Raw genomic sequence first — 23,356 nt, 5'->3', positions numbered from 1 at the left:
CGCGGGGGTCCGCGTCCCGTCGGTCCGGTCGAGTCCGCGCTCCAGAAATCGTCGTGCCAAATTCCGGCTCCCACCGCGACCGGGCGTGCCGCCCGGCTTCCGGTCCAGTCTTCTCGGGCGAGTCTACTCCGCCGCGACGCCCGCGTCCGCAGCCGCCTGTTCGGCTTCGATCTCCGCCGCTTTCTTCTCGATCAGCTCGACCATGTGGTCGACCACGTCCTTGCTCTTCAGGCGGTGGTCCGGCTGGCCGGCGATATAGACCATGTGGGTCCCGTTGCCGCCGCCGGTGATGCCGATATCGGTCTCGCGCGCCTCGCCGGGGCCGTTCACCACGCAGCCGATCACCGAGACGGTCATCGGCGTGGTGATGTGGGCCAGCCGCTCCTCCAGCACGCGCACGTTCTCGATGACGTCGAACTGCTGGCGGGCGCAGGACGGGCAGGAGATCACGTTGACGCCGCGGTGGCGAAGGTTCAGCGACTTCAGGATATCGAAGCCGACCTTCACCTCTTCCTCCGGCGCCGCCGACAGGGAGACGCGGATGGTGTCGCCGATGCCGCTCCACAGCAGCATGCCGAGCCCGATGGAGGACTTCACCGTGCCGACGCGCTGGGCCCCGGCCTCGGTCACGCCGAGATGCAGCGGGTAGTCGCAGGCATCCGCCAGGCCCTGATAGGCGGCGGTGGCGAGGAACACGTCGGAGGCCTTCACGCTGATCTTGAAGTCGCGGAAGTCGTTGTCCTCGAGAATTTTGGCGTGGTCGAGTGCGCTCTCGACCATCGCCTCGGGGCAGGGCTCGCCGTATTTCTCCAGCAGGTGCTTTTCCAGGCTGCCGGCGTTGACGCCGATCCGCATGGAGCAGCCATGGTCCTTGGCGGCCTGCACCACCTCGCGCACCCGCGCCGCCGAACCGATATTGCCCGGGTTGATGCGCAGGCAGGCGGCACCGTTCTCGGCCGCCTCGATGGCCCGTTTATAGTGGAAGTGGATGTCGGCGACGATCGGCACGGACACCTGGGCGGTGATCTGCTTCAGCGCCCGGGCGGAGTCCTCGTCCGGGCAGCTTACCCGCACGATGTCGGCGCCGGCGGCCTCGCAACGCTGGATCTGCGCCACGGTCGCCTCGACGTCGGCCGTCAGGGTATTGGTCATGGTCTGGACGGTGATCGGCGCCCCGTCGCCCACCGGCACGGATCCCACATTGACGCGGCGGGATGGACGCCGGTGGATGTCGCGGTACGGTCGGACACTCATGGTGGCCTCGGCTGTCGGTGCAGTGGGGGGTTCTGCTTCGCGCCCCTTATAGACGATGACCGGCCGCCACGAAAGCCGGGCCCGACTCCGGGCGGCCGCGACCGGCTGCCGATCCCGGCCGCTACCCCCTCTGCTGCCCCCTGCGGATCGGGGCTAGTTGCGTCCGGCGATCGCCGTGCCGGCGGCAAGCCGCGAGGGGTCGAGGGCGATGTTACGCACCACTTCGCCGAAGGTGCCCAGGCTCGGGGCCGGCGCGCCGTCGACCACGATCTCCAGCGCACCGGCATTGCCGGTCGCCAGGGTCAGACCGGGACGGTCCGGCACCCGATAGACGTCGCCGTTGCGCAGAACGCGGGTGAACAGGGTGGTGCCGTCGCCGGCGCGGACCTGCACCCAGCTCTCGCCGGTGGCGCGAACCACGACCCGCTCGATCGCAGCCGGGGTTCGCTCGGCGGCACCCGCACCAGGAACCGCCGCTTCGGAGGCGCCGATCAGTCCGCTCAAGCGCGGCGCGCTGGGCACCGGGTTGGACGGCTGGCCTGCGGTGCCGGTAGTGTCGGCGGTCGCCAGGGGCTGACTCGCCGCCAGGGCCTGGGTCGGCTCCGGCGCGGCGGAGGCTAGGGCGGTCGCACTCGGCTCCGGATCGGCCGCCTGGGTGTCCTCCGCCGTGGCGGCGGGTGTGTCGGCAGGAGCGGCAGTGGTTTCCGGCGCCTGAGCGGCGGTCACCGTGACCGGGGCGACGGGCGCCGGGGTCGCCGCCGGCGCGTCGGTCGTCGGCCGGGTGATCGCGGAAGCCGGTGCCGCCGCCGACTGAGCGGTCTCGGCGGCCGGCGCGGTGGGCGTGATCGGCGCGAGTCCCGTGGCCGGCGCTTCGCCACTGCTCGACCGGGCCGTGACCGGAACGCTGGTCGGGTTGGCGGCGGTATAGGTATCGGCAGGCGCCGCCGAGGACGTCCCCTGGGAGTCGGTCGCAGCCGAAGAAGTCGCCGTCGGCGTGGCGGGCGGCGGTGCCGGCATCGTCGTCTGCGCGTTCTGCCCCTCGATCAGGGCGGCGAGCCGCTCGGGCACGTCCGGAACCATGTCGTAGACCGACATGCCGCGTTCGGACAGCCAGTACCAGCCGCCATAGGCGAGGCCGGCGAGCAGGACGGAGGCGAACATCAGGCCGACGCCGGGGACGCGCCCTTCCGGTGCCGGCGACGGGAACACGAGCTGGGTGCGCTGGTCGAGGCCGGCGGCCTCGTGCTTGAAGCGGGTGACCGCGCGCTCGACATCGAGGCCGAGGAAGGCGGCGTAGGTGCGCACATAGCCGATGGCGTAGGTCGTGCCGGGCAACACGTCCGGCCGGCCCTCTTCCAGGGCGGCGAGGAATTCCTTGCGGATGCGGAGTTGGGCGGCGACATCGTCGATCCCCAGACCGGCGGACTCGCGCGCCTGCATCAGTTCCTGCCCGATGGTCGGGTCCGATCCGGAGTCTCGATAAGGCATCGCGTCTCCCTCCTGGGCGGACGACCCTTCCGCAGGCCGGCCAAACCCGATGCCGGACACCGGACGGGCACTCCCACTGCCCGTGCCCCGGGATCCGGCTTCGTTCGCGGCCTCCCGGGTTCGGGCCCGGCCGGCTTGCGTCAGCGACTCGATCTCGGTCAGCCGCAACTTTGTCCGTGCCGTCTTAAGCGTCATGGTCGCCTCGGCCAAGTAGCGGTATGGCACTTTCCGGCTCGCGTCTCCGCCCCCGCGCGAACCGCTCTCATCACCGGGCGACGATACTTCAATGTTTTATGTAATTCAATTACCTATTCAGGAGAGCCGCCTTGACGTCTTAGAAAGGCGACGGAAAACCTCGGCCGGAACCCGCGGGTTTCAGCGATGGTCCGACAGGTAACTCTTCAAGTGATTTCGTAGGGAACCTGTCTTTTTTTTCATCGAATACAAAATAAAGTCTGATAACTGATTGATATTCGAAGAAAGTATGGCCTCCTTTACCGGACCGATCGAGACGGCGGACATCGAGAGTGTGCGGTAACCGAGTGCCGACAGGGCGAGCGCCTCGAGCGGCCGGCCCGCCATCTCGCCACAGACGGACACGTCGATGCCGGCCCGCTTTCCGGCCTCCACGATACGTCGCATGGCATCGAGAAATAACACCGAAAGCGGGTCATACCGATTCGCCGTCCGCTCCCCGCTTCGGTCGGCGGCGAACAGGAACTGCAGCAGGTCGTTGCTGCCCACGGACAGGAAATCAGCCTCGCGCGCCAGCTCGTCGATCGCCAGCAGGGCGGACGGCACCTCCACCATCGCGCCGACGGAAATCGTGCTGGGCATGGCCTCGGGCCGGGCGGCGGCGCGGGCGATCTCCAGGTCGACGATGGCGCGGGCGGCGCGGAACTCGTCGACGGTGGCGACCATCGGCACCATGATCCGCACCGGCCGCTCGCCGGCCGCCTGGATCATCGCCCGGACCTGCTGGCGCAGGATCGCCGGCTGGTCGAGCCCGATGCGCAACGCCCGCCATCCGAGTGCGGGGTTCTCCTCCACCTCATGGACGAAGGAATGCAGCCGCTTGTCGCCGCCGGCATCCAGGGTGCGGAAGGTCACCGCGCGCCCGCCGGCGCTGTCGAGAATGCGGCCGTACAGCTCGGTCTGGGCGTCCACGTCGGGATATTCCCGGCGCACCAGGAACGGGATCTCGGTGCGGTACAGGCCGATGCCCTCGGCGCCGACCGCCTCGAGCTGGGAGACGTCCACAAGCAGGCCGGCATTCATCTGCAGCGACAGCCGAACCCCGTCGCGGCTGACCGCCGGGGTGTCGCGCAATGCGGCGTAGCGGGCGCGGGTGGCCTCGCGGACCGACAGGCTCTCGCGGAACTGGGCGCGGGCGTCGTCGCCCGGCCGTACCAGCACCTGGCCGTGGTCGCCATCGACGATCAGCGGGTCGCCCGGATCGACCTCCTCGATCAGATGGGCCAGCCGCCCGACAACCGGAATGTCGAGGGCGCGGGCCACGATGCCGACATGGGCGGTGGCGGAGGCCTCTTCCAGCACCAGCCCCTTGAGCTGGGCGCCGGCATAGTCCAGCAGCTCGGCCGGCCCCATGGAGCGGGCAACCAGGATGAACGGCTCGTCCGGCGTCGCCGGTTCCTCGGCGGCCTCCCCGGCGGCCAGGCGGCGCAGCAGGCGCAGGGCCACGTCCTCGAAATCGGCCAGCCGCTCGCGCAGGTACTCGTCCTTCACCGCCGCCATGCGCGACCGGGTGTCGTCGCGCACCTTCTGCACGGCGGCCGCCGCGGTCAGGCCGCTGTCGATGGCGTCGCGGATGCGGCCGATCCAGCCGGTGTCCCGTGCGATCAGCCGGTAGGTCTCCAGCACGTCGCGATGCTCGCCGGCCGCCGACAAGGCCTCCGACTCCATCACCCGGTCCAGGGACTCGTGCATGTCGGCCAGCGCCGCCCGCAGCAACTCGTGCTCGACGGCCGAGTCCTCGGCCACGACGCCGCCGATCACCACCCGCGGCTGATGCAGCCGCGCCCTGCCGATCGCCACCCCGTCATGGATACGGATGCCGTGGATCACCAGCGGCCCGCGGTCGCGGCTCGGATCGCCGCCCGGCAGGCTCATGGTCGTCAGCACCTCGGCCAGGACCATGGCCAGGGTCTCCAGCGACTCCACCTCCTCCTCGTCGAGCTCGCGCATCGACACGTGCTGCACGACCAGCACGCCGAGCACCCGGTCGGAGCGGCGGATCGGCACGCCGGCGAAGGACTGGAACGCCTCCTCCCCGGTCTCCGGGCGGTAGGCGAATTTCGGATGCCTCTGCGCCTCGGCCAGGGTCAGCGGCAGACGGGTCTCGGCGATATGGCCGACCAGGCCTTCGCCCGGCTGGAAGAACAGCCGGTGGACCGCCTGCGGGTTCAGGCCCTGGGTGGCGCAGAGCTCCAGCACCCGGCCCGGGCGCTGGACATAGATCGAGCAGACCTCCGCGCCCAGCTCGTGGGCGATCACCTGGACGGTGCTGTCGAGGCGCTGCTGCGGCGTGCCGACCCCCGCCATGACGTCGCGCAGACGGCGCAACATCTCACGGGGACCACCCCCCGGTCCGGTTTCACGGGCTCCGGTGGGTGCGTTCATGACACTTAGCCGTCACCGTCGGCGTCGAGGCCGTAGGCGGTGTGCAGGGCGCGCACGGCGAGCTCCGTGTAGTCGGCGGAGATCAGCACGCTGACCTTGATCTCGGAGGTGGAGATCACCTGGATGTTGATGCCCTTGGCGGCGAGCGTCTGGAACATGGTCTTGGCCACGCCCGGCTGGCTGCGCATGCCGACGCCGACGACCGAGATCTTGCACACACCCGGATCGGAGACGATGTCGGAATAGCCGAGTTCGCCCTTCAGACCCTCGAGCACCTGGTGGGCGCGGTCGAGATCGGTGGACCCGACCGTGAAGGTCAGGTCGGTGGACTTACCGTCCTGGCTGACGTTCTGGACGATCATGTCGACATTGACCGCGCTGTCGGCCAGCGACCCGAAGATGGCGCCCGCCACACCCGGCCGGTCCGGCACGCCGACCAGCGTGACCTTCGCTTCATCGGGGCTGTAGGCGATACCGGTGACGACTTGCTGCTCCACGATTTCTCCCTCGTCGACGACCATCGTGCCGGGCTTGTCCTCGAAGCTGGAGAGGACCTGCACGCGCACGCCGTGCTGCATGGCCATGGCGACCGACCGGGTCTGAAGCACCTTGGCCCCCTGGGAGGCCAGCTCCAGCATCTCCTCATAGGTGATGCGGTCGATCTTGCGCGCCTTGGCGGTGATACGCGGATCGGTCGTGTAGACCCCGTCCACGTCCGTATATATGTCGCACCTGTCGGCGTCCAAGGCGGCGGCAAGCGCCACCGCCGAGGTGTCCGACCCGCCTCGCCCGAGCGTGGTGATGCGGTTGTCCGGGCCGATGCCCTGGAAGCCGGCGACGACGGCCACCTGGCCCTGAGTAAAGCGCTCGCGCATGAGGGTGGTGTCGATCTCGCCGATGCGGGCCTTGCCGTGGATGCCGTCGGTGCGGAACGGGATCTGCCAGCCGAGCCAGGAGCGGGCGTTCACGCCGAGATCCTGCAGCGCCAGCGCCAGCAGGCCGACCGTCACCTGCTCGCCCGACGCGACGACGACGTCATATTCGCGGGCGTCGTGCAGGCGCGCGATCTCGTTGGTCCAGGCGACGAGCTGGTTGGTCGTGCCCGACATGGCCGAGACCACCACCGCGACCTCGTTGCCGGCATCGACCTCGGTTTTGACGCGGCGCGCCACGTTCTTGATCCGGTCCGTCGTGCCGACGGACGTGCCGCCGAACTTCATCACGATGCGCGCCATCGTCTGTCCGCTCCGAGTCGTCTGGATGCCCTGTCTCTTCAGGGTGCCCTGCCCGATGCGCCTTTCGGTCGCAAAGCCTTGCCGGACAAGGGCGGCGCTATCCATAGTATGGGGACTCCCAAGGAGCAAGCGGCAGGACCGCTTAATGATGTGAGGATTCTATCATGCTGAGGTCTCTGTTGCGCCGGACGGCGGATGCACGGGCCGAACGGGCGGCACGCGCCGGTCGACCGGCCCCGGCACAGGGCACTGTCGACCGGGCGGATATTGACCGTTTCGCGCAGCTCGCCGAGCGTTGGTGGGACCCGGACGGACCGCACGGGCCGCTGCACCGCTTCGTGCCGGTGCGCATGCAGGTGATCCGCGACGCCCTGGCGCCGCTGGCCAAGGGGACCACGGGGCGGCAAGTGCTGGCCGGGCTGACGGTGCTGGATATCGGCTGCGGCGGCGGGCTGCTGTCGGAGCCGATGAGGCGACTCGGCGCCACGGTGACCGGCGTGGATGCCGACGCCGCCGGCATCGCCGCCGCCATCGCCCATGCCGGCGAGATGGGGCTGGAGATCGACTACCGCGCCGGCGCGGCGGAGGATCTGGCCGCCGCCGGGCTGCGCTTCGACGCGGTGGTGGCGAGCGAGGTGGTCGAGCATGTGGCCGACAAGCCGGCCTTCGTGGCGGCGCTGGCGGCGCTGCTGAAGCCGGGCGGGGTGCTGGTGCTGACGACGATCAACCGCACCGCCAAGTCCCGCGCCCAGGCGATCGTGGCGGCGGAATACATCCTGCGCTGGGTCCCGCGCGGCACCCATGACTGGACACAGTTCCCCACGCCGGCGGAGCTGACCGCCTTGCTGCAGGACGCCGGTTTCGAGGTGGATCCGGCCCTGGGCCTAGTGTTCGACCCGATCGACGGGACCTTCGCCCTGTCGGCGGATCCGCGGGTGAACTACGCGCTGGTGGCGCGGAAGGTTTAGGCGCCCGCCCTACTCGTAACTCCGCTGGTCGTCGATCACCTTGCCGTCGTTCGGCAGGCTGCCCGGCGCCACCAATGTCACGCCGCCGCGCATCTTGGTGACCGCCTGCAGGCTCTCGGCGATCCTCACGCGCAGGGCCTCGCCGCCGCCGGAGACCTCGACCGACAGGGCCATGGCGTCCACACCCTTCTCCCCCGTCACCGTCAGCCGGGCGCGGGCGATCTCCTTGTGCCGGGCGGCGATGGCGGCGACCTGGGAGGGATGCACGAACATGCCCTTCACCTTGGTGGTCTGATCGGCGCGGCCCATCCAGCCCTTGATCCGCAGGTTGGTGCGCCCGCACGGGCTCTCGCCCGCCAGCACGGCCGACAGGTCGCCGGTGGCGAACCGCACCAGCGGATAGTCCGGGTTCAGCACGGTCACCACCACCTCGCCGACCTCGCCGTCGGGGACCGGGTCGCCGGTGCCGGGGCGCACGATCTCGATGATCGCACCCTCGTCGGCGATCATCCCCTCGCGCGCCGGGCTCTCATAGGCGATCAGGCCGAGATCGGCGGTGGCATACGCCTGGGCGCAGCTCACCCCGAGCGCCTCGATCTCGGCGCGCAGGCTCGGCGGCAGCGCCCCGCCGGAGACCAGCGCCTTGGTCAGGGACGAGACATCCGTGCCCACCTCGGCCCCCTTCTCCAGCAGGGTCTTCAGGAAGGCCGGTGTGCCGACATATGCCACAGGCTTCAGGGCGGCGATGGCGTCGAGCTGCTGTTCGGTATTGCCGACCCCGGCCGGGATCACCGGACAGCCCAGCGCCTCGGCCGCCGACTGGCCGATCCAGCCGCCCGGTGTCAGGTGATAGGCGAAGGTGTTGATCACCAGGTCGCCGCGCCGGAACCCGGCGCCGAACAGGGCGCGGGCGAAGCGGTAGTAGTCGGCCGAATGCCCCTCCGGCTCGAAGATCGGCCCCGGCGAGATCAGCACCCGCGCCAGGTCCGACAGCGGGGTCGCGTTCAGCCCGCCGAAGGGCGGCATCTTCTGCTGCAGCTCGATCAGATCGGATTTGCGCAGGACCGGCAGCCGGGCCAGGTCCGTCCGGCTGCGCACCGTATTGGCGTCCACGTCGGCCAGGGCACGGGCGAAATAGGCGGTGTTGGTCTTGGCATGGGCGATCTGCGCCGGCAGGCATTGCGCCAGCGACGCCGCCCGTTCGTCGGCGCTGCGGGTCTCCAGCGCGTCGTAATGGTCGGCCATGTGTCCTCCGACGGATTGAGTATGGCGACGGGCGAAACCCGGATCAGCCGATCCAGCGCTTGCGGCGGCGGTAATGCTTCACGTCGCGGAAGCTCTTGCGGCCCTCGCCGCCGAGGCCGAGATAGAACTCCTTGACGTCCTCGTTGTTGCGAAGCTGCTCGGCCTCGCCCTCCATGACCACCCGGCCGCTCTCCAGGATGTAGCCGAACTTCGCGTAGCGCAGGGCGATGTTGGTGTTCTGTTCGGCCAGCAGGATGGTCACCCCCTCCTGCTCGTTGATCTGCTTGACGATCTCGAAGATCTGCTCGACCAGCTGCGGGGCGAGGCCCATGGACGGCTCGTCCAGCAGGATCATCTTCGGCCGGCTCATCAGCGCCCGGCCGATGGCGACCATCTGCTGCTCGCCGCCGGAGGTGTAGCCGGCCTGGCTGGTGCGCCGCTCGCGCAGGCGCGGAAAGTAGTTGTAGACCATCTCCAGGTCGCGCTGGATGCCCTGGCGGTCGCCGCCGCGGGTGAAGGCCCCGGTCAGCAGGTTCTCCTCCACCGTCAGGTGCTCGAAGCAGTGCCGGCCCTCCATCACCTGGATACAGCCGCGCTTGACCAGCGCATTCGGGCTGGAGGATTCCACCGACACCCCGTCGAATTCGATGCTGCCCTTGGTGACCTCGCCGCGCTCGGTGCCGAGCAGGTTAGAGATCGCCTTCAGGGTGGTGGTCTTGCCGGCACCGTTGGCGCCGAGGATGGCGACGATGCCGCCCTTGGGCACCTCCAGCGAGATGCCGCGCAGCACCAGGATCACGTGGTCGTAGATGACCTCGATGTTGTTGACCTTGAGCAGCGGCTGGGCCGCGCCGGGGGCCTCGGAAACTACGCTCATGGCTTCTCGTCCTGGGTTCGGGTCGGCTCGGAGTCGGGCTTGGGAGAGGCGCCGGGCGGTGCCGGCGCCTCTCGGTTCGTGTGCGTCGTCAGCCGTTTACGAGCAGCTGCGCGGGGTGATGCTGCTCTCCTTGGCGTACTGCTCGGCGTCCTGCTCGATCAGCGGACGGGTCAGGGCGGTGTCGGCCTTGATCCAGTCGGTCTTGATCTCCCATTCCTTGCCGTTCCACTGCTGGATCTTGATCGCCGGATTCTGACCCTCGTGGTTGTCGCAGGTGATGCTCACCGGCGGCATCAGGCCGGTCATGCCGAGCTCCTCGATCCGCGCGTCGGTGACGTCCAGGTTCTCCATGCCCCAACGCATCTCCTCGCCGGTGATCACCCGGTTGCCGTACTCCGCCTGGGCCGTGCGGATCGCCTCGACCACATAGGCCGCCGCCGCCATGCCGCGGGAATACAGCACGCCGCCGATCTCCTCGCGGTTCCAGGACCCCTTGCCCGCGTCGTAGAGGGCGTTGATGTCCTCGTAGACCTTGAAGTCGGTGCCGACGCCGTTGAACGTGGCGCCCTTGTAGCCGATCGCGCCGTCACCGGCCGGGATGACGTCCGGCTCGGCCGCCGCCCACCAGTTGCCGATGAACTTCTCCATCGGATACTTCACGTTCGAGGCCTCGTTGATGGCGGTCGAGTTCATCGCCCCCCAACCCCACATGATCATGTAGGCCGGACGGGCGCGGCGGACCTGCAGCCAGATCGACTTCTGCTCGGTCATCGCCGCCGGCGGGACCGGGTACTTGTCGTAGGTGAAGCCGTACTTCTCGGCCAGGATATCCAGGGTCGGGATCGGCTCCTTGCCATAGGGATGGTCGAGATAGATGAAGCCGAGATTCTGGCCCTTCAGCTTGTCGTACCCGCCCTCCTGCTCGGCGATGTACTTGATCACCGCCGTCATCTGGTTCCAGTAGGTCGAGGGGAAGTTGAAGACGTAGGGGAAGACCCGGCCGTCGGCCGCCGAGGTGCGGCCATAGCCCATGGACAGCAGCGGGATCTTGTCCGCCGTCGCCTTTTCGATCAGGGCGTAGGTGATGCCGGTCGACCACGGGTTGATGACCGTGGCGCCACCGTGTTGGTTCTTCACGCGGTCGTAGCACTCCACGCCGCGGTCGGTCTTGTAGCCGGTCTCGCACTCCTCGTAGATGATCTCGACACCGTTGATGCCGCCATCGCGGTGATTGACCATCGCCAGGTAGTCGGCGAAGCCGTGAGCCGTCGGGGTGCCGCTCGGCGCGTAGGGGCCGGTCTTGTAGACCAGGTTCGGGATGAACTGGCCTTCGGCCTGCGCGGCGCCGGTCAGCCCGAAGAGGCCGACCGCGGCGGCTGCCATGGTCATGGTAACGGAACGGAAGTTCATCTTCCTATGTCCTCCCTGTTTGCAAAGCGGTGCTTTGCTTCTGTTGGCGGCGGCCGGAGCGGTGTCTCCCGCCCTTTGCCGTCGCCGAAACGACACGCCCGCGCGTTTTCCCTACCAGTTGGCCTAGTACGGGAACGGCCACAGGCGCAGTTTCTCCTTCGTGATCGCCCAGAGCCGGGCCAGGCCGTGGGGCTCGACGATCAGAAAGAAGACGATGAGCGCACCGAACACCATGAACTCCAGGTGGCTGATGAGTTCGGTGGGCACTTCCAGGCCGACCCATCCGGGCGCGCTGTTCAGGAAGATCGGCAGCAGGAAAATGAAGAAGGCGCCCAGGAAGCATCCCAGGATGCTGCCGAGCCCGCCGATGATCACCATGAACAGCACGGAGAACGACCGGAAGATGTCGAACGCGGTCGCCTCGACGGTGTTGATGTAGCAGAACGACCAGAGCACGCCGGCGACGCCGCAGTAGAACGAGCTGACGGCGAAGGCCGAGAGCTTGGTCGGCAGCGGCTTGATGCCGATCAGCTCGGCGGCGATGTCCATGTCGCGGATCGCCATCCAGGTCCGCCCGATCCGCCCGCGCACCAGGTTGGCGGCGATCAGCGCCAGCACCACGGTGAAGGCGAGGATGAACAGATAGCGTGCCTCGACCGTGGCCTCGGCCCCGGTGACCAGATAGCCGAACATCTCGCGCGGCGGCGCCGTCGGCACGCCGGCGATCGAGTAGTTCACGAACCACGGCACCTTCTGGAACAGCCAGAGCAGGAAGAACTGCGCCGCCAGCGTGGTGACCGCCAGGTAGAAGCCCTTGATGCGCAGGCTCGGCAGGCCGAAGGCGACGCCGATCAGTGCCGCGGACAGGCCGCCGAGGATGACCACCGCCCAGATCGGCATCCACGGGAAGGCGGTCGCGATCTTGTAGCCGAGGAAGGCGCCGGCGGCCATGAAGGCCCCGGTGCCGAGGCTGAGCTGGCCGCAATAGCCGAGCAGGATGTTCAGTCCGATCGTGGCGATCGCCATGATCAGGGTCGGAATCAGGATCGAGCCGAGCCAGTACTCGTTGCCGATCACCGGGATCACCAGGGCGGCGAACAGCACCACGGAGATCACGAAGATGCGGTCCAGCGGGATGCGGAACAGGGCCTGGTCGGCCGCGTAGCTCGTCTTGTAGATGCCGGCTTCGCGATAGAACATCCTCAGACCCTCTCGATGATCTTGTCGCCGAACAGGCCCTGGGGCCGGTACAGCAGGAACAGCATTGCCACCACGTAGGCGAACCATTCCTCGATTCCGCCGCCGATATACGGGCCGAGATAGATCTCGGCGACCTTCTCCCCGACGCCGATGATCAGCCCGCCGACGATGGCGCCCGGCACCGAGGTGAAGCCGCCGAGGATCAGCACCGGCAGCGCCTTGAGCGCCAGGATCGACAGCGAGAACTGCACGCCGAGGCGCGAGCCCCAGATGATGCCGGCGACCAGCGCCACCAGCCCGGCGACCGCCCAGACGATGATCCAGATCTGGTTCAGCGGGATGCCCACCGACAGCGCCGCCTGGTGGTCGTCGGCCACCGCGCGCAGCGCCCGGCCGATCCGGGTATAGGTGAAGAACAGGGCCAGCACCGCGACCAGGCCGCCGGCGATCACGGCGGCGGCGACGTCGAACTGCTGCACCATCATCACGCCGTCGGGACCGACGAACCACGCGCCGTCGGGGATACCGATATCCAGCGGATGCACGTCGGCGCCCCATAACAGCTCGCCGAAGCCTTCCAGGAAGAAGGCGATGCCGATCGTCGCCATGAACAGGATGATCGGCTCCTGGTTGACCAGATGGCGCAGGACGAAGCGTTCCACCGCGAAGGCCCAGGCCACCATGATCGCGGCGGCGATCACCAGGGCCAGAATCAGGGGCACGCCCATCTCCAGGAAGCCGACGAAGCACAGGGCCGCGAACAGCACCATGAATCCCTGGGCGAAGTTGAACACCCCCGACGCCTTGAAGATCAGCACGAAGCCGAGGGCGATGAGCGAATACATCGTGCCGGCGAACATCCCGTTCAGCACGACCTCGATGAAGAACCAGAACTCCAGCATGCCGTCTCCGCCCGTCAGTCTTCGTGGGGAACGCCGAGATAGGCGTCGATCACGTTCTGGTTTCTGCGCACCTCGTCCGGGGTGCCGTCGGCGATCTTGCGGCCGTAGTCGAGAACGACGACCCGGTCGGAGATGTCCATGACCACACCCATGTCGTGCTCGATCAGCACGATCGTGGTGCCGAACTCCTCGTTCACATCGAGGATGAAACGGGACATGTCCTGCTTCTCCTCCACGTTCATGCCGGCCATCGGCTCGTCGAGCAGCAGAATGCTCGGCTGCATCGCGAGCGCGCGGCCGAGTTCCACCCGCTTCTGCAGGCCGTAGGGCAGTCGGCCGACCGGCGTCCGGCGGATCGACTGGATCTCCAGGAAGTCGATGACGGTCTCGACGAAAGCGCGGTGTTCGATCTCTTCGCGCTGTGCCGGGCCCCAGCGCAGCGCCTGCCAGAAGAACCCGCGGTTCATCTTCAGCACCCGGCCGGTCATCAGGTTGTCGAGGGTCGACATGCCGCGGAACAGGGCGATGTTCTGAAAGGTGCGGGCGATGCCGTTGGATGCGGCGAAATGCGGATCCATGGCGGACATGGTCTTGCCGGCGAAGGTGATCGTGCCCTTCTGCGGCTTGTAGAAGCCGTTGATGCAGTTGAGCATCGACGACTTGCCGGCGCCGTTCGGCCCGATGATCGCGCGGATCTCGCCCTTGCGGACCTCGAAGCTCACATCGTTGATGGCCTTCACGCCGCCGAAGCCCAGCTCGATATTCTCCAGCTTCAGGACGACCTCACCCACCTCCCGGTCCGGCAGCTCCGCCTCGTCGGAGACCGTCTCCGGTTCGAACCCTTGCACTGCAGCCACGGTCAGCCCGCCTTTCTGAGGTCGCCGGACGGCGCATCGCCGCCGACTTCCATGATCGTCATGTCCGCCTGGACCCGCGTGCGCCGGCCGTCCTCGAACATCACCTCGGTATCGAGACGCGCGGTACCCGCGTCGCCGTACAGCGCGTCGATGAGCTGGCCGTAACGCTCGGAGACCACGCCGCGGCGCACCTTGCGGGTGCGGGTCAGCTCGCCGTCATCCGCGTCCAGCTCCTTGTAGAGCAGCAGGAAGCGGCGGATCCGCTGATGCTCCGGCAGACCGGCATTGACGTGCTCCACCTCACCGCGAATCAACTCGTAGATCCGCTCGTCGGCAGACAGGCCGGTATAGGAGGTGAAGCCGACCCGGTTCTTCTCCGCCCATTTGGAGACGGTGGAGAACCGCACGCAGATGATCGCGGTCAGGTACGGATGGCCGGATCCCAGGATCACCGCCTCGCCCACATAGGGCGAGAATTTCAGCTTGTTCTCGATGTATTGCGGCGAGAACTTCACTCCGGTGGAGGTCTCGGCCATGTCCTTCACCCGGTCGATCACCGTCAGACGGCCCTTGGCGTCGAAATACCCGGCATCACCGGTATGCATCCAGCCGTCGCGCAGGTCCGAGGCCGTCGCCTCCGGGTTGTTGTAGTAGCCGGTGAACATGTTGGGATGGCGGGTGACAATCTCGCCCACGCCCTCCGGATCCGGGTTCTCGATCTTCACCTCGCAGCCCTCGAACGGGATGCCGACCGTGTCGACGTCGAGCTCCTTGCCGTCCTGCAGGGTGTAGGCGCCCAGGGTCTCGGTCTGGCCGTAGAGCTGCTTCAGCGGAACCCCCATGGCGAGGAACAGCTTGAAGGTGTCCGGCCCCATCGCGGCACCACCGGTCGCCGCCGACGTGACATTGCCGAAGCCGAGCCGGTCGCGCAGGGCGCCCATCACCATCATGTTGGCCAGGGTCGAATGCCGGCCGTGCTCGACCGCGTCGACCGCGATCTTCAGCCCCTTGTCGAACAGCCACTGGTTCAGGGAGGAGGCATCCATCATCCGGGCGCGCATGTCGGCGGCGATCTGTTCCAGCACGCGCGGGGCCAGCAGCAGGAAGGTCGGACCGATCTCCCGCAGGTCGGCGAAGCTGGTCTCCTCGCTCTCCGGGAAGTTCACCTTCATGCGCGAGACCAGGCCGAAGCCGAAGACATAGACCTGCTCCATGATCCAGGGCAGCGGCAGCACCGAGACATATTCGTCGTGCGGGCCCTTCGGATCGGCGGCCAGGTAGGTGTGGATGTGCCGCACGAACCGGCCGTGGGGCAGCATCGCCAGCTTCGGATTGGAGGTGGTGCCCGAGGTGGTGCACAGGATCGCCACATCCTCGGCCTTGGTGGCGGTGACCATCTGGTCGAAGGCGCCCGGCGCCTTGCGGTCGGCCTCGGTTCCGGCGGCGATCAGCGTCTCGAGATGGACCAGCCGCGGGTCGGAGCGTTTGCGCATGCCGCGGTCGTCGGCATAGACGATGTGCTTCAGCGTCGGCAGCCGGTCGCCTAGGGCCAGGAACTTGTCCACCTGCTCCTGGTTCTCGGCGTAGACCAGGGCGACCTCGGCGTATTCGGCCAGGTAGCCGACCTCCTCCTCGAGCGCGTCGCGGTAGATGCCCATGGTCATGGCACCGGCCGTATGCGCCGCGATCTCGAACGCCGTCCAGTCGCTGTCGTTGTCGCCGATCATCGCGACCACGTCGCCGCGCGTCACCCCGAGATCGCGGATCGCCAGAGCGATGTGCTTCACCTTGGCGCCGTACTCGGCCCAGGTGCACTCATGCCAGATGCCCAGATCCTTCTCGCGCACCGCGATGTCGGAGCCGTGGTGATCGACGTTGTACCGCAGCAGCTTCGGAAGCGTGTCGTAGACCGCCGGATCGGGATAAGACATCAGCCCTTCGTCCTCCACGTCGCACGCAGGGACTAACGGCCTGTCACTCCGCACGCACGACTCCCTGTTCGGCAGTCGCAAGCGGACGCGTTCCCGGATCCATCCCTGACCTTGCCCCGCCCTTTTGTCCTCCGCTTTGCGCGGATGGCCGGATCGGTGGCTTTATTTTTTCGACCCGCCGAAGCAGGGTCGTGATTTGGATACGCGAATTCCTGTTTCCCCGCAAGACACAAGCCATTGCCAAATCCGCACTAGACAACCCTTGCTGCGCTGCAACAACGACGGCATCTCCAGGAATGGTAAGCATGAGCGAACGACCTCTCGCCCGCATCGACGGCCCCGCACCGGAGATCGTGTTTCTGCACGAAGGACTGGGTGCCGCGACCATGTGGCGGGGGTTTCCCGACGCCCTGTGCGCGGCCCTCGGCCGGGGCGGAATCCTGCCCGACCGGCGGGGCCACGGCACCGCCCCACCCTTCGACGGTCCGGTGCGCGGCGGGCACCGGCTCGACTATCACGAGCGCGAGGCCGAGGCGCTGATCGCCCTGCTGGAACGGGAGCGAATCGTCCGTCCGATCCTGTTCGGCCATTCCGATGGCGGGACCATTGCCCTGCTCGCCGCGGCCCTGGCCCCGGACCGGATCGCCGGCTGCGTCACCGAGGCGGCCCATGTCTTTGTGGAGGAGGTCACGCTCGCCGGCATTCGAGACGCGGTCACCGCCTACGAGGCGCCGGACAGCCGACTGAAGGCGGCCCTGCTGCGCCACCACGGAGCCGAGCGCGCGGACAAAGTGTTCTACCGCTGGGCCGACGCCTGGCTGTCGCCGCCCTTCGCCGCGTGGAACATGGAGCACCGTTTGCCGGAGGTCCGGTGCCCGGTGCTGGCGATCCAGGGACTGGACGACGAGTACGGCACCCCGGCCCAGGTCCGGGCCATCGTCGACCAGGTCGCCGGCCGCTCCGAGCCCCTGCTGATCGAGAACAGCGGTCACGCCCCGCATCTCGACAGCCAGGACGCGGTCATCGATGCCGTGCGAACGTTCGCCGCAGCGCTCTGAGCAGAAATTTATTTTGATGGTGCCGGGATAAACACGGAACGCGGCGGCGTATACCCTTCGTTACCTTCTGGAGAAGGCCGCGATGGTCACCAGTTCCGAGATCCTCGATCACGTCCATCAGCTTCGGCGATACGCGCGGCTGCTCTGCGGCAGCCCGGTCGACGCCGACGACCTGGTCCAGGCGACCCTGGAGAAGGCCGTGCGCAATGCCGGCCGGTTCGTCGACGGGCGGAACCTGCGGGTCTGGCTGTTCTCCATCATGCACAACACCTTCCGCTCGACGATCCGCGAGAGCCGGTCGCGGCGCGACCGCGAGACCTCCTGGTTCGCGCACGCGGCCAGCACCGTCGCCGGAGGCCAGGAGGCGAGCGTGGAGCTGAGCCGCGTGCTCGGCGCGATCGCCCAGCTTCCGCCGCAGCAGCGCGAGGTGCTGCTGCTGGTCTCGGTGGAAGGCTTCGGCACCGACGAGATCGCGCTGGCCATGGACATTCCGGTCGGCACCGTCCGCTCGCGCCTGGCGCGCGGCCGCGAGGCGCTGCGCCGGCTGCTCGAAGACGACGACTCATCTGTCACCCCCTTCACCGTGGTTGGAGGACGCGATGTCCACTAGGAACGGCAACGGTAAGAACGGCTCCGGCAGCATCGAAGACTGGGAAATCGGCGCCTATGTCGATGACGAGTTGTCCCCGCAGCGGCGCCGCGAGATCGCCGCGGCTGCCGGGGCTTCGCCGGAACTGGCCGCCAGGATCGAGGTCTATACCCGACACAAGTCCCTGCTCGCGGGCCTGGCAGGCAGGCCGGTCGACGATGAGATCCCCGAGCAGATGCGCGCCGCCGCGACCCGGCTCAGCCGGGCCACCACGTTCCATGGCTGGATGCGGCGGGGCCGTCAGGTCATGGTCGCCCAGGCCCGGATCGCCGCCGTGCTGGTGATCGGCGCGGTGGTCGGCTGGACGGCGCAGGAGATCCTCGCCCCCCGTCCCGGCAACGCCACCGACGGGCCGCTGGCCTTCATCGACGAGGCGACCGAGGCGCACCGGACCCTCGCCCTGGCGCCGATGTTCGCCACCGATGTGGGCTCGGTCGATTTCGCCAAGCTGTCGGAGATGTTCTCCGAGGGGATCGACCCGGCGGGTCTGAGGGCCAACGGACTGATCCTGTCCAAGGTCGACATGGCCTCGACCGATCAGGGCCCGGCCGTCCAGTTCCTGTTCTTCGACCGCGAGGCCCGCCCGGTTTCGCTGCTCCTGTCGGTCAACAGCGCCAGCCTGCATTCGGTCGGCGTGCCGGACGGGGAGATGGTCGTCACCAGCTACAACGACTTCGCCGTCGCCTTCGGCCGACGCGACTCCATCGCCTTCGTCGTCACCGCCGCTCTGCCCGAGCGGCGGGTCGGCGAGATCGCCCGCCAGCTCGTCGCCTCCGCCGGATTCTGAGACCCATGACCGCGCACCAGCATCCAACCTTCCGCCCCGGCGACTTCCTGCCGACCTTCATCGCCGACACGCCGATCAATCCGCGCTTCGAGTTCGACGCGGTGGCCGGCCGCACTGTGCTGCTCTGTTTCCTCGGCAGCGGCACCAGGGGCAAGGCCGCCGAGGCGGTGAACCTCTTGCGCTCCATGGAGAAGACCCTGCATCGGGCCGGGATCCTGATCTATCTGGTGACCGCCCATCCGCAGGACCGCCAGGCCGACACGCTGATGTCCGACGACCGGCGGACGCTGCCGTTCTGGGACACGGACCTGAAGATCCATCGCGCCTACGGCATGGTCGAGGACGCCCGCACGCCGGACCAGACCTATCGCGTCGTCCGCAACGGCTGCTTCGTGGTCGGCCGCAATCTGCGCATGACCGATTTCCTGAGCTTCGCCCCGCTCGACACCTTCCTGGACCGGCTGGCGGCAGCGGTGTCCAGGATCCCCGCCGCCCCGCCGGTGGCGCAGGTCGGCGGCCACGCCCCCGTGCTCTACGTCCCGGACGTGTTCGAGCGCGATCTGTGCCGACGGCTCATCGACGAATACGAGGAGAACGGCGGCGGCCCCAGCGGCGTGATGCGCGACGTGAACGGAGTCACCACCGGCTTCTTCGACGACTCCGTCAAGCGCCGGCGCGATGCCCCGATCCGCAACCGGGACACCCTGGCGTGGATCCGGCGCAATCTGATCAACCGGCTCACCGGCGAGATCAAGAAGGTCTACAACTTCGACGCCACCCATATCGAACGCTTCATGGTCGGCTGTTACGACAGCGGCGACAGCGGGTTCTTCAGCGCCCACCGCGACAACGGCGGATCCGGCACCGCCCATCGCCGCTTCGCCGTGTCGATCAACCTGAACGCCGAGGAGTTCGAGGGCGGGGAGCTGTGGTTTCCGGAATACGGGCCGCATCTCTACAAGCCGGCGACCGGGGGCGCGGTGGTGTTCTCCTGCTCGATGCTGCACGAGGCCCGCAAGGTCACCGCCGGCCGCCGCTACGCCTTCCTGCCGTTCCTGTTCGACGCCAAGGCGGCGGCGATCCGCGACGCCAACCGAGGGTTCCTGAGCCAGGTCCCGCCGGTCCAGGTGAAACACTCGGCGGCCTGACGCCTGGTTCCATGACCGTGCTCACCCTGTCCCTGGATGCCGATCAGCTCGACCGGCAGATCGGGGATCTCCGGGTCATCCTGAGGCTGCCCAGACTGTCCCCCCGGTCCCGGGCAGACCTGACCCAGCTTCTGATGCTGCTCCTGATCCTGAAGCGGGCAGTGTCGGAAGCAGGGTGAGCCGCAGAGGTGGGGCGGAGAGGCCCGCTCCGCCCCACCTCATTTGTTCCGCCGAAGCCGCTGCCTCAGTCGTCCGCCGCCGGCAGCCGGATGAGGAAGCGCGCGCCCAGCGTCCTGCCGTCCGGGCTCTTGCGGTTCTCGGCGCGCACCGTGCCCTCGTGGGCCTCGATGATCTGGCGCGAGATCGACAGGCCAAGGCCGGAATGGGTTCCGAACTTCTCGCCCTCGGGCCGCTCCGAATAGAACCGGTCGAACACCGCGTCGAGCTTGCCCTCCGGCAGGCCGGGGCCATCATCCTCGACCACGATCACCACCTCGCCGTTCTCGCGATAGGCGCGCAGCCGCACCGAGCCCTCCGACGGCGAGAAGCTGACCGCGTTCTCGATCAGGTTGCGCAGCACCTGCACCAGCCGGCCCTCGTGGCCGTTGACGAACAGCTTCTCCGGATCGGTCAGTTCGGCGCGGACCGGCGGGCCGCCGTGATCCTCCTGGGCCGCCTTGTAGACTTCCGCCAGGGCGCCCAGCAGCCCGCCGACATCGACCCGCTCCTCCTCTTCCCGGCTGATCTCGGCGGCAATGCGGGAGGCCGAGGAGATGTCGGTGATCAGCCGGTTCAGCCGCTCCACGTCGTCGACGACGACGGCCAGCAGACGGCGCTGACGCTCCGGATCGTCGATCCGCGCCGCCGTCTCCACCGCGCTGCGCAGGGAGGTCAGCGGGTTCTTGATCTCGTGGGCGACGTCGGCGGCAAAACCCTCGATGGCGTCGAGCCGGCGCCACAGTTCCTCGGTCATCGAGCGGATCGAGCGCGACAGGTCGCCGATCTCGTCCTTCCGGCCGCCGAAGTCGGGAATCTGGATCCGTCGGTGCCGGCTGTTGCGCACCAGCACGGCGGCATGGGCGAGGCGCTGGATCGGCCGGGTGATGGTGCCCGCCAGGTACAGTGACAGCAGGATGGTGACCAGCAGGGTGAAGGCGAAGATCGACAGGATCTCGAACCGGACCTCGCGCACGGCGGTGTCGATCTCGTCGCCGTCCAGCGACAGCATCAGCGCGCCGAGCACCTGCTTGTAACGCTGCACCGGCACCGCGGTGGACAGGATCAGCCCGCCCTGCTCGGTCTTGCGGACGGCCCGTTCGGTGGTGCCGGCGAGCGCGGCGGTGACTTCCTTCAGCACGCCGCCGTCCGACGGCTGCTCGCGCCAGATCGGGAGCTGGCCGCGGCGCGGCAGCCAGTTGACCATGGCGTTGTAGAGATCGATGGCGAGCCGGGCCAGGGGCTCGTTCTCCATGGGCGGGGGCAGCGGGACGATGCGCACGGTGCCGGCCGGCCCGGCGAGCCGTCGGCTGTCGGCCAGCATCGCGCCGGTGGGGTGATAGACCCGGATGCGCGAAGAGGTGACGACCGACAGGCGCCGCACGATGCGCTGCACCCGCACCGGATCGAGGCCCTCGTCCTGGATCACGTTCGGCTCTATGCCGAGCTCGCCGATCGCCCGGGCGATCACCTCCGCCTGACGGGTCAGCGCGTCCAGCTCGCCGCGGATCAGGGCGTTCTGGTAGCGGTCGAGATAGAGTACGCCGACGAAGAGGATGGCGATCGACACCAGGTTGATCGCCAGGATGCGCGCGGTCAGTCCCGATACCGACGGCCAGCGCAGAGCGAAGACCTTGCGTCGCCTGGGGGTCGCCCGGCGGGTCCGCCCCGCGTCGGACGCGCCGCGCCCATGGCCTGTCGATTGCGGCTGATCGCTCGGATCGGCCCGCAAGCCGTGTCGGCTCCCGTCATTTCGGCCCGTCGCCGCCATCGGTTCCCCTTAGTCCCCGTCATCCCCGGCCCGTCGCCCGGCCCGGGTCACTCCCGGTACCGGTAACCCACGCCGTAGAGGGTTTCTATCTTGGAGAACTGGTCGTCGGCCGACTTGAATTTCTTGCGTATCCGCTTGATGTGGCTGTCGATCGTGCGGTCGTCGACATAGATGTTGTCGCCATAGGCCGCATCCATGAGCTGGTCGCGGCTCTTCACGTGGCCCGGCCGCACCGCCAGCGCCCGCAGGATCAGGAACTCGGTCACCGTCAGCGGCACCGGCTTGCCGGCCCAGGAGCAGATGTGCCGGGCGCCGTCGAGCACCAGCTCGCCGCGCACCAGCGGCGCCTCCGACTGTGGATTGAACTCGTCCTGGGCCAGGTCCTGGCGCCGCAGCAGCGCGCGGATGCGCTCGATCAGCAGGCGCTGGGAGAACGGCTTGCGGATGTAGTCGTCGGCGCCCATGCGCAGGCCGAGCACCTCGTCCACCTCGTCGTCCTTGGAGGTCAGGAAGATCACCGGCAGGGTGGAGGTCTTGCGCAGGCGCTGCAGCAGCTCCATCCCGTCCAGGCGCGGCATCTTGATGTCGAGCACCGCCAGATCGACCGGCCGCTGGTTCAGGCCGCGCAGGGCCTCCTCGCCGTCCTTGTAGGTGCGCACCTGGAAGCCTTCCGACTCCAGCGCCATGGAAACCGATGTCAGGATGTTCTGGTCGTCGTCGACCAGCGCGATGGTGTTCGTCATGATCCGCCCCTTTCCCGCAACACGTCGTCGCCAGAGTTCGGGTTTGCCCCCCCATTCCGGCAAGGGCTTGGCCGCAATGGGGCGAAGAATGCAGGCGGCGCCCCGAATGCGCCGCATTTCGATCGCCGCCCGTCCCGGTGTATAGCATGGGTATGACCGATCCAGACGCCAAGTCTTCCACATCCTCTCCCGCCCGGTCGGTGCGCGATCTGCTGCGCTCCTGCGACCGGGCGGTGCTGGCCACGGTACAGCGCGCCGAGTCCGAAGCGCCGACCGGCTGGCCCTATGCCTCGCTGGTGATGATGGCGGTCGACCAGGACGCATCGCCTCTCCTGCTGATCTCCACCCTGGCGGATCACACCCGGAATCTCCTGGCCGATCCCCGCGCCAGCCTGCTGGTCGACGGCACCGCCGGGCTCGACGAGCCGCTGACCGGCGCCCGGGCGACGGTGATGGGCCGCCTGGAGAAGACCGACGACCCGCGGCACCGCGCCCGCTACCTGGCCCGCCACCCCTCCGCCGACATGTATGCCGGGTTCGGCGATTTCGCGGTTTGGCGGATGTCGGTGGAGCGCGCCCATATCGTCGCCGGCTTCGGCCGGATCCACTGGGTCGACGGCGGCGAGGTCCTCGGCGAGGTCCACCCCACCCTGGCCGAGCGGGAAGCCGATGTGGTCGGCCACATGAACGACGACCATGCCGATGCCGTCGCCCTCTACGCCAAGGTGCTGCTCGGCCTGGAGGGCGAGGGCTGGGCGATGACCGGCGTGGATGCCGAGGGCGCCGACCTGCGGCGCGCCGGCAGGGTCGCCCGCCTGCCCTTCGACACGCCGGTGGCCGATGCCGACGGCGCCCGGGTGGAGTTGGTCAGACTGGCTAAGAGAGCAAGGGCCGCCGCCGCGCCGGAGTCCTGATAATCGCGGAAATCCGCGGTTCCTTGAATCCCGATGCGTTAAGGTCTATATTCACGGGTGGAG

The 23,356-nt window shown here is 68.2% G+C and carries 20 protein-coding genes; 7 read left to right on the top strand and 13 right to left on the bottom strand.

From position 1 onward, the window contains the following. Positions 1-123: 123 nt before the first annotated feature. From ispG to G578_RS0106300, 4 genes are all read right to left on the bottom strand, one after another. Positions 124-1,254 (bottom strand): flavodoxin-dependent (E)-4-hydroxy-3-methylbut-2-enyl-diphosphate synthase, encoded by a 1,131-nt coding sequence (ispG, locus tag G578_RS0106315; RefSeq protein ID WP_028793513.1) that lies wholly within the window; start codon positions 1,252-1,254, stop codon positions 124-126. 153 nt (positions 1,255-1,407) lie between these two features. Then, positions 1,408-2,742, bottom strand: a complete 1,335-nt coding sequence (locus tag G578_RS0106310; protein WP_028793512.1) for a helix-turn-helix domain-containing protein — start codon at positions 2,740-2,742, stop codon at positions 1,408-1,410. A gap of 375 nt (positions 2,743-3,117) precedes the next feature. Beyond that, on the bottom strand, positions 3,118-5,328 hold the full coding sequence (ptsP, locus tag G578_RS0106305; protein WP_038013734.1) for a phosphoenolpyruvate--protein phosphotransferase: 2,211 nt from the start codon (positions 5,326-5,328) through the stop codon (positions 3,118-3,120). A gap of 59 nt (positions 5,329-5,387) precedes the next feature. Then, a complete protein-coding gene (locus G578_RS0106300) occupies positions 5,388-6,617 on the bottom strand; it encodes an aspartate kinase (RefSeq protein WP_028793510.1) in 1,230 nt (409 codons plus the stop codon). Between the two features lie 164 nt (positions 6,618-6,781). Between G578_RS0106300 and ubiG the strand changes: the two genes are divergently transcribed. After that, positions 6,782-7,585, top strand: a complete 804-nt coding sequence (gene ubiG / locus G578_RS25050; protein WP_084618719.1) for a bifunctional 2-polyprenyl-6-hydroxyphenol methylase/3-demethylubiquinol 3-O-methyltransferase UbiG — start codon at positions 6,782-6,784, stop codon at positions 7,583-7,585. A 9-nt stretch (positions 7,586-7,594) separates the two neighbouring features. On the opposite strand, the gene G578_RS0106290 is transcribed toward ubiG, so the two are convergent. The 7 genes from G578_RS0106290 to G578_RS0106260 form a co-directional block, all read right to left on the bottom strand. Beyond that, a complete protein-coding gene (locus G578_RS0106290; RefSeq protein ID WP_028793509.1) occupies positions 7,595-8,830 on the bottom strand; it encodes a phenylacetate--CoA ligase family protein in 1,236 nt (411 codons plus the stop codon). Between the two features lie 43 nt (positions 8,831-8,873). After that, positions 8,874-9,707, bottom strand: a complete 834-nt coding sequence (locus G578_RS0106285) for an ABC transporter ATP-binding protein (protein WP_028793508.1) — start codon at positions 9,705-9,707, stop codon at positions 8,874-8,876. Positions 9,708-9,803: 96 nt separating this feature from the next. Next, the gene (locus G578_RS0106280; protein WP_028793507.1) at positions 9,804-11,117 is read right to left on the bottom strand and encodes an ABC transporter substrate-binding protein; all 1,314 of its coding nucleotides are present in this window, start codon (positions 11,115-11,117) and stop codon (positions 9,804-9,806) included. 123 nt (positions 11,118-11,240) lie between these two features. Next, entirely contained in the window at positions 11,241-12,317 is a 1,077-nt protein-coding gene (locus G578_RS0106275; RefSeq protein ID WP_028793506.1) for a branched-chain amino acid ABC transporter permease, read from the bottom strand. A 2-nt stretch (positions 12,318-12,319) separates the two neighbouring features. Further along, complete coding sequence (locus G578_RS0106270) at positions 12,320-13,219, bottom strand: branched-chain amino acid ABC transporter permease (RefSeq protein WP_028793505.1); 900 nt, start codon at positions 13,217-13,219, stop codon at positions 12,320-12,322. Between the two features lie 14 nt (positions 13,220-13,233). Then, a complete protein-coding gene (locus tag G578_RS0106265) occupies positions 13,234-14,067 on the bottom strand; it encodes an ABC transporter ATP-binding protein (protein WP_051244139.1) in 834 nt (277 codons plus the stop codon). A gap of 11 nt (positions 14,068-14,078) precedes the next feature. Next, positions 14,079-16,007 carry an AMP-binding protein gene (locus G578_RS0106260; RefSeq protein WP_038013732.1) on the bottom strand — a complete coding sequence of 643 codons (1,929 nt, stop codon included), beginning with the start codon at positions 16,005-16,007 and terminating at the stop codon, positions 14,079-14,081. A 305-nt stretch (positions 16,008-16,312) separates the two neighbouring features. On the opposite strand from G578_RS0106260, the gene G578_RS0106255 reads away from it, so the two are divergent. The 5 genes from G578_RS0106255 (at position 16,313) to G578_RS29410 (ending at position 19,828) form a co-directional block, all read left to right on the top strand. Next, positions 16,313-17,065: an alpha/beta fold hydrolase gene (locus tag G578_RS0106255; RefSeq protein WP_051244135.1), complete on the top strand. Its 753-nt coding sequence runs from the start codon at positions 16,313-16,315 to the stop codon at positions 17,063-17,065. 82 nt (positions 17,066-17,147) lie between these two features. Then, positions 17,148-17,675, top strand: a complete 528-nt coding sequence (locus G578_RS0106250) for an RNA polymerase sigma factor (protein ID WP_028793501.1) — start codon at positions 17,148-17,150, stop codon at positions 17,673-17,675. Next, entirely contained in the window at positions 17,665-18,501 is an 837-nt protein-coding gene (locus G578_RS0106245) for an anti-sigma factor family protein (RefSeq protein WP_028793500.1), read from the top strand. The genes G578_RS0106250 and G578_RS0106245 overlap by 11 nt, the downstream gene beginning before the upstream one ends. A gap of 5 nt (positions 18,502-18,506) precedes the next feature. After that, entirely contained in the window at positions 18,507-19,649 is a 1,143-nt protein-coding gene (locus G578_RS0106240) for a 2OG-Fe(II) oxygenase (RefSeq protein ID WP_028793499.1), read from the top strand. A gap of 11 nt (positions 19,650-19,660) precedes the next feature. Next, the gene (locus G578_RS29410) at positions 19,661-19,828 is read left to right on the top strand and encodes a hypothetical protein (RefSeq protein ID WP_156907223.1); all 168 of its coding nucleotides are present in this window, start codon (positions 19,661-19,663) and stop codon (positions 19,826-19,828) included. A gap of 65 nt (positions 19,829-19,893) precedes the next feature. Here the strand turns inward: G578_RS29410 and G578_RS0106230 are convergent, their stop codons facing one another. Both G578_RS0106230 and G578_RS0106225 read right to left on the bottom strand, forming a co-directional pair. Further along, entirely contained in the window at positions 19,894-21,597 is a 1,704-nt protein-coding gene (locus G578_RS0106230; RefSeq protein ID WP_028793498.1) for a sensor histidine kinase, read from the bottom strand. A gap of 86 nt (positions 21,598-21,683) precedes the next feature. Then, positions 21,684-22,379 (bottom strand): response regulator transcription factor, encoded by a 696-nt coding sequence (locus G578_RS0106225; protein WP_028793497.1) that lies wholly within the window; start codon positions 22,377-22,379, stop codon positions 21,684-21,686. Between the two features lie 152 nt (positions 22,380-22,531). Here G578_RS0106225 and G578_RS0106220 point away from each other — a divergent pair, with 152 nt between their 5' ends. Continuing rightward, a complete protein-coding gene (locus G578_RS0106220) occupies positions 22,532-23,293 on the top strand; it encodes a HugZ family pyridoxamine 5'-phosphate oxidase (RefSeq protein ID WP_038013729.1) in 762 nt (253 codons plus the stop codon). Positions 23,294-23,356 lie beyond the last annotated feature (63 nt).

Origin of the sequence: Thalassobaculum salexigens DSM 19539, from assembly GCF_000423805.1 — a bacterium.
Classification (GTDB): domain Bacteria; phylum Pseudomonadota; class Alphaproteobacteria; order Thalassobaculales; family Thalassobaculaceae; genus Thalassobaculum; species Thalassobaculum litoreum.
This window is presented reverse-complemented; position numbering and strand designations above follow the sequence as displayed.

Bases quoted from the DNA above. Each gene is read 5' to 3' on its own strand.
- ispG (WP_028793513.1), bottom strand. From the start codon at position 1,254: ATGAGTGTCCGACCGTACCGCGACATCCACCGGCGTCCATCCCGCCGC.
- G578_RS0106310 (WP_028793512.1), bottom strand. From the start codon at position 2,742: ATGCCTTATCGAGACTCCGGATCGGACCCGACCATCGGGCAGGAACTG.
- ptsP (WP_038013734.1), bottom strand. From the start codon at position 5,328: ATGTTGCGCCGTCTGCGCGACGTCATGGCGGGGGTCGGCACGCCGCAG.
- G578_RS0106300 (WP_028793510.1), bottom strand. From the start codon at position 6,617: ATGGCGCGCATCGTGATGAAGTTCGGCGGCACGTCCGTCGGCACGACG.
- ubiG (WP_084618719.1), top strand. From the start codon at position 6,782: ATGCTGAGGTCTCTGTTGCGCCGGACGGCGGATGCACGGGCCGAACGG.
- G578_RS0106290 (WP_028793509.1), bottom strand. From the start codon at position 8,830: ATGGCCGACCATTACGACGCGCTGGAGACCCGCAGCGCCGACGAACGG.
- G578_RS0106285 (WP_028793508.1), bottom strand. From the start codon at position 9,707: ATGAGCGTAGTTTCCGAGGCCCCCGGCGCGGCCCAGCCGCTGCTCAAG.
- G578_RS0106280 (WP_028793507.1), bottom strand. From the start codon at position 11,117: ATGAACTTCCGTTCCGTTACCATGACCATGGCAGCCGCCGCGGTCGGC.
- G578_RS0106275 (WP_028793506.1), bottom strand. From the start codon at position 12,317: ATGTTCTATCGCGAAGCCGGCATCTACAAGACGAGCTACGCGGCCGAC.
- G578_RS0106270 (WP_028793505.1), bottom strand. From the start codon at position 13,219: ATGCTGGAGTTCTGGTTCTTCATCGAGGTCGTGCTGAACGGGATGTTC.
- G578_RS0106260 (WP_038013732.1), bottom strand. From the start codon at position 16,007: ATGTCTTATCCCGATCCGGCGGTCTACGACACGCTTCCGAAGCTGCTG.
- G578_RS0106255 (WP_051244135.1), top strand. From the start codon at position 16,313: ATGAGCGAACGACCTCTCGCCCGCATCGACGGCCCCGCACCGGAGATC.
- G578_RS0106250 (WP_028793501.1), top strand. From the start codon at position 17,148: ATGGTCACCAGTTCCGAGATCCTCGATCACGTCCATCAGCTTCGGCGA.
- G578_RS0106245 (WP_028793500.1), top strand. From the start codon at position 17,665: ATGTCCACTAGGAACGGCAACGGTAAGAACGGCTCCGGCAGCATCGAA.
- G578_RS0106240 (WP_028793499.1), top strand. From the start codon at position 18,507: ATGACCGCGCACCAGCATCCAACCTTCCGCCCCGGCGACTTCCTGCCG.
- G578_RS29410 (WP_156907223.1), top strand. From the start codon at position 19,661: ATGACCGTGCTCACCCTGTCCCTGGATGCCGATCAGCTCGACCGGCAG.
- G578_RS0106225 (WP_028793497.1), bottom strand. From the start codon at position 22,379: ATGACGAACACCATCGCGCTGGTCGACGACGACCAGAACATCCTGACA.
- G578_RS0106220 (WP_038013729.1), top strand. From the start codon at position 22,532: ATGACCGATCCAGACGCCAAGTCTTCCACATCCTCTCCCGCCCGGTCG.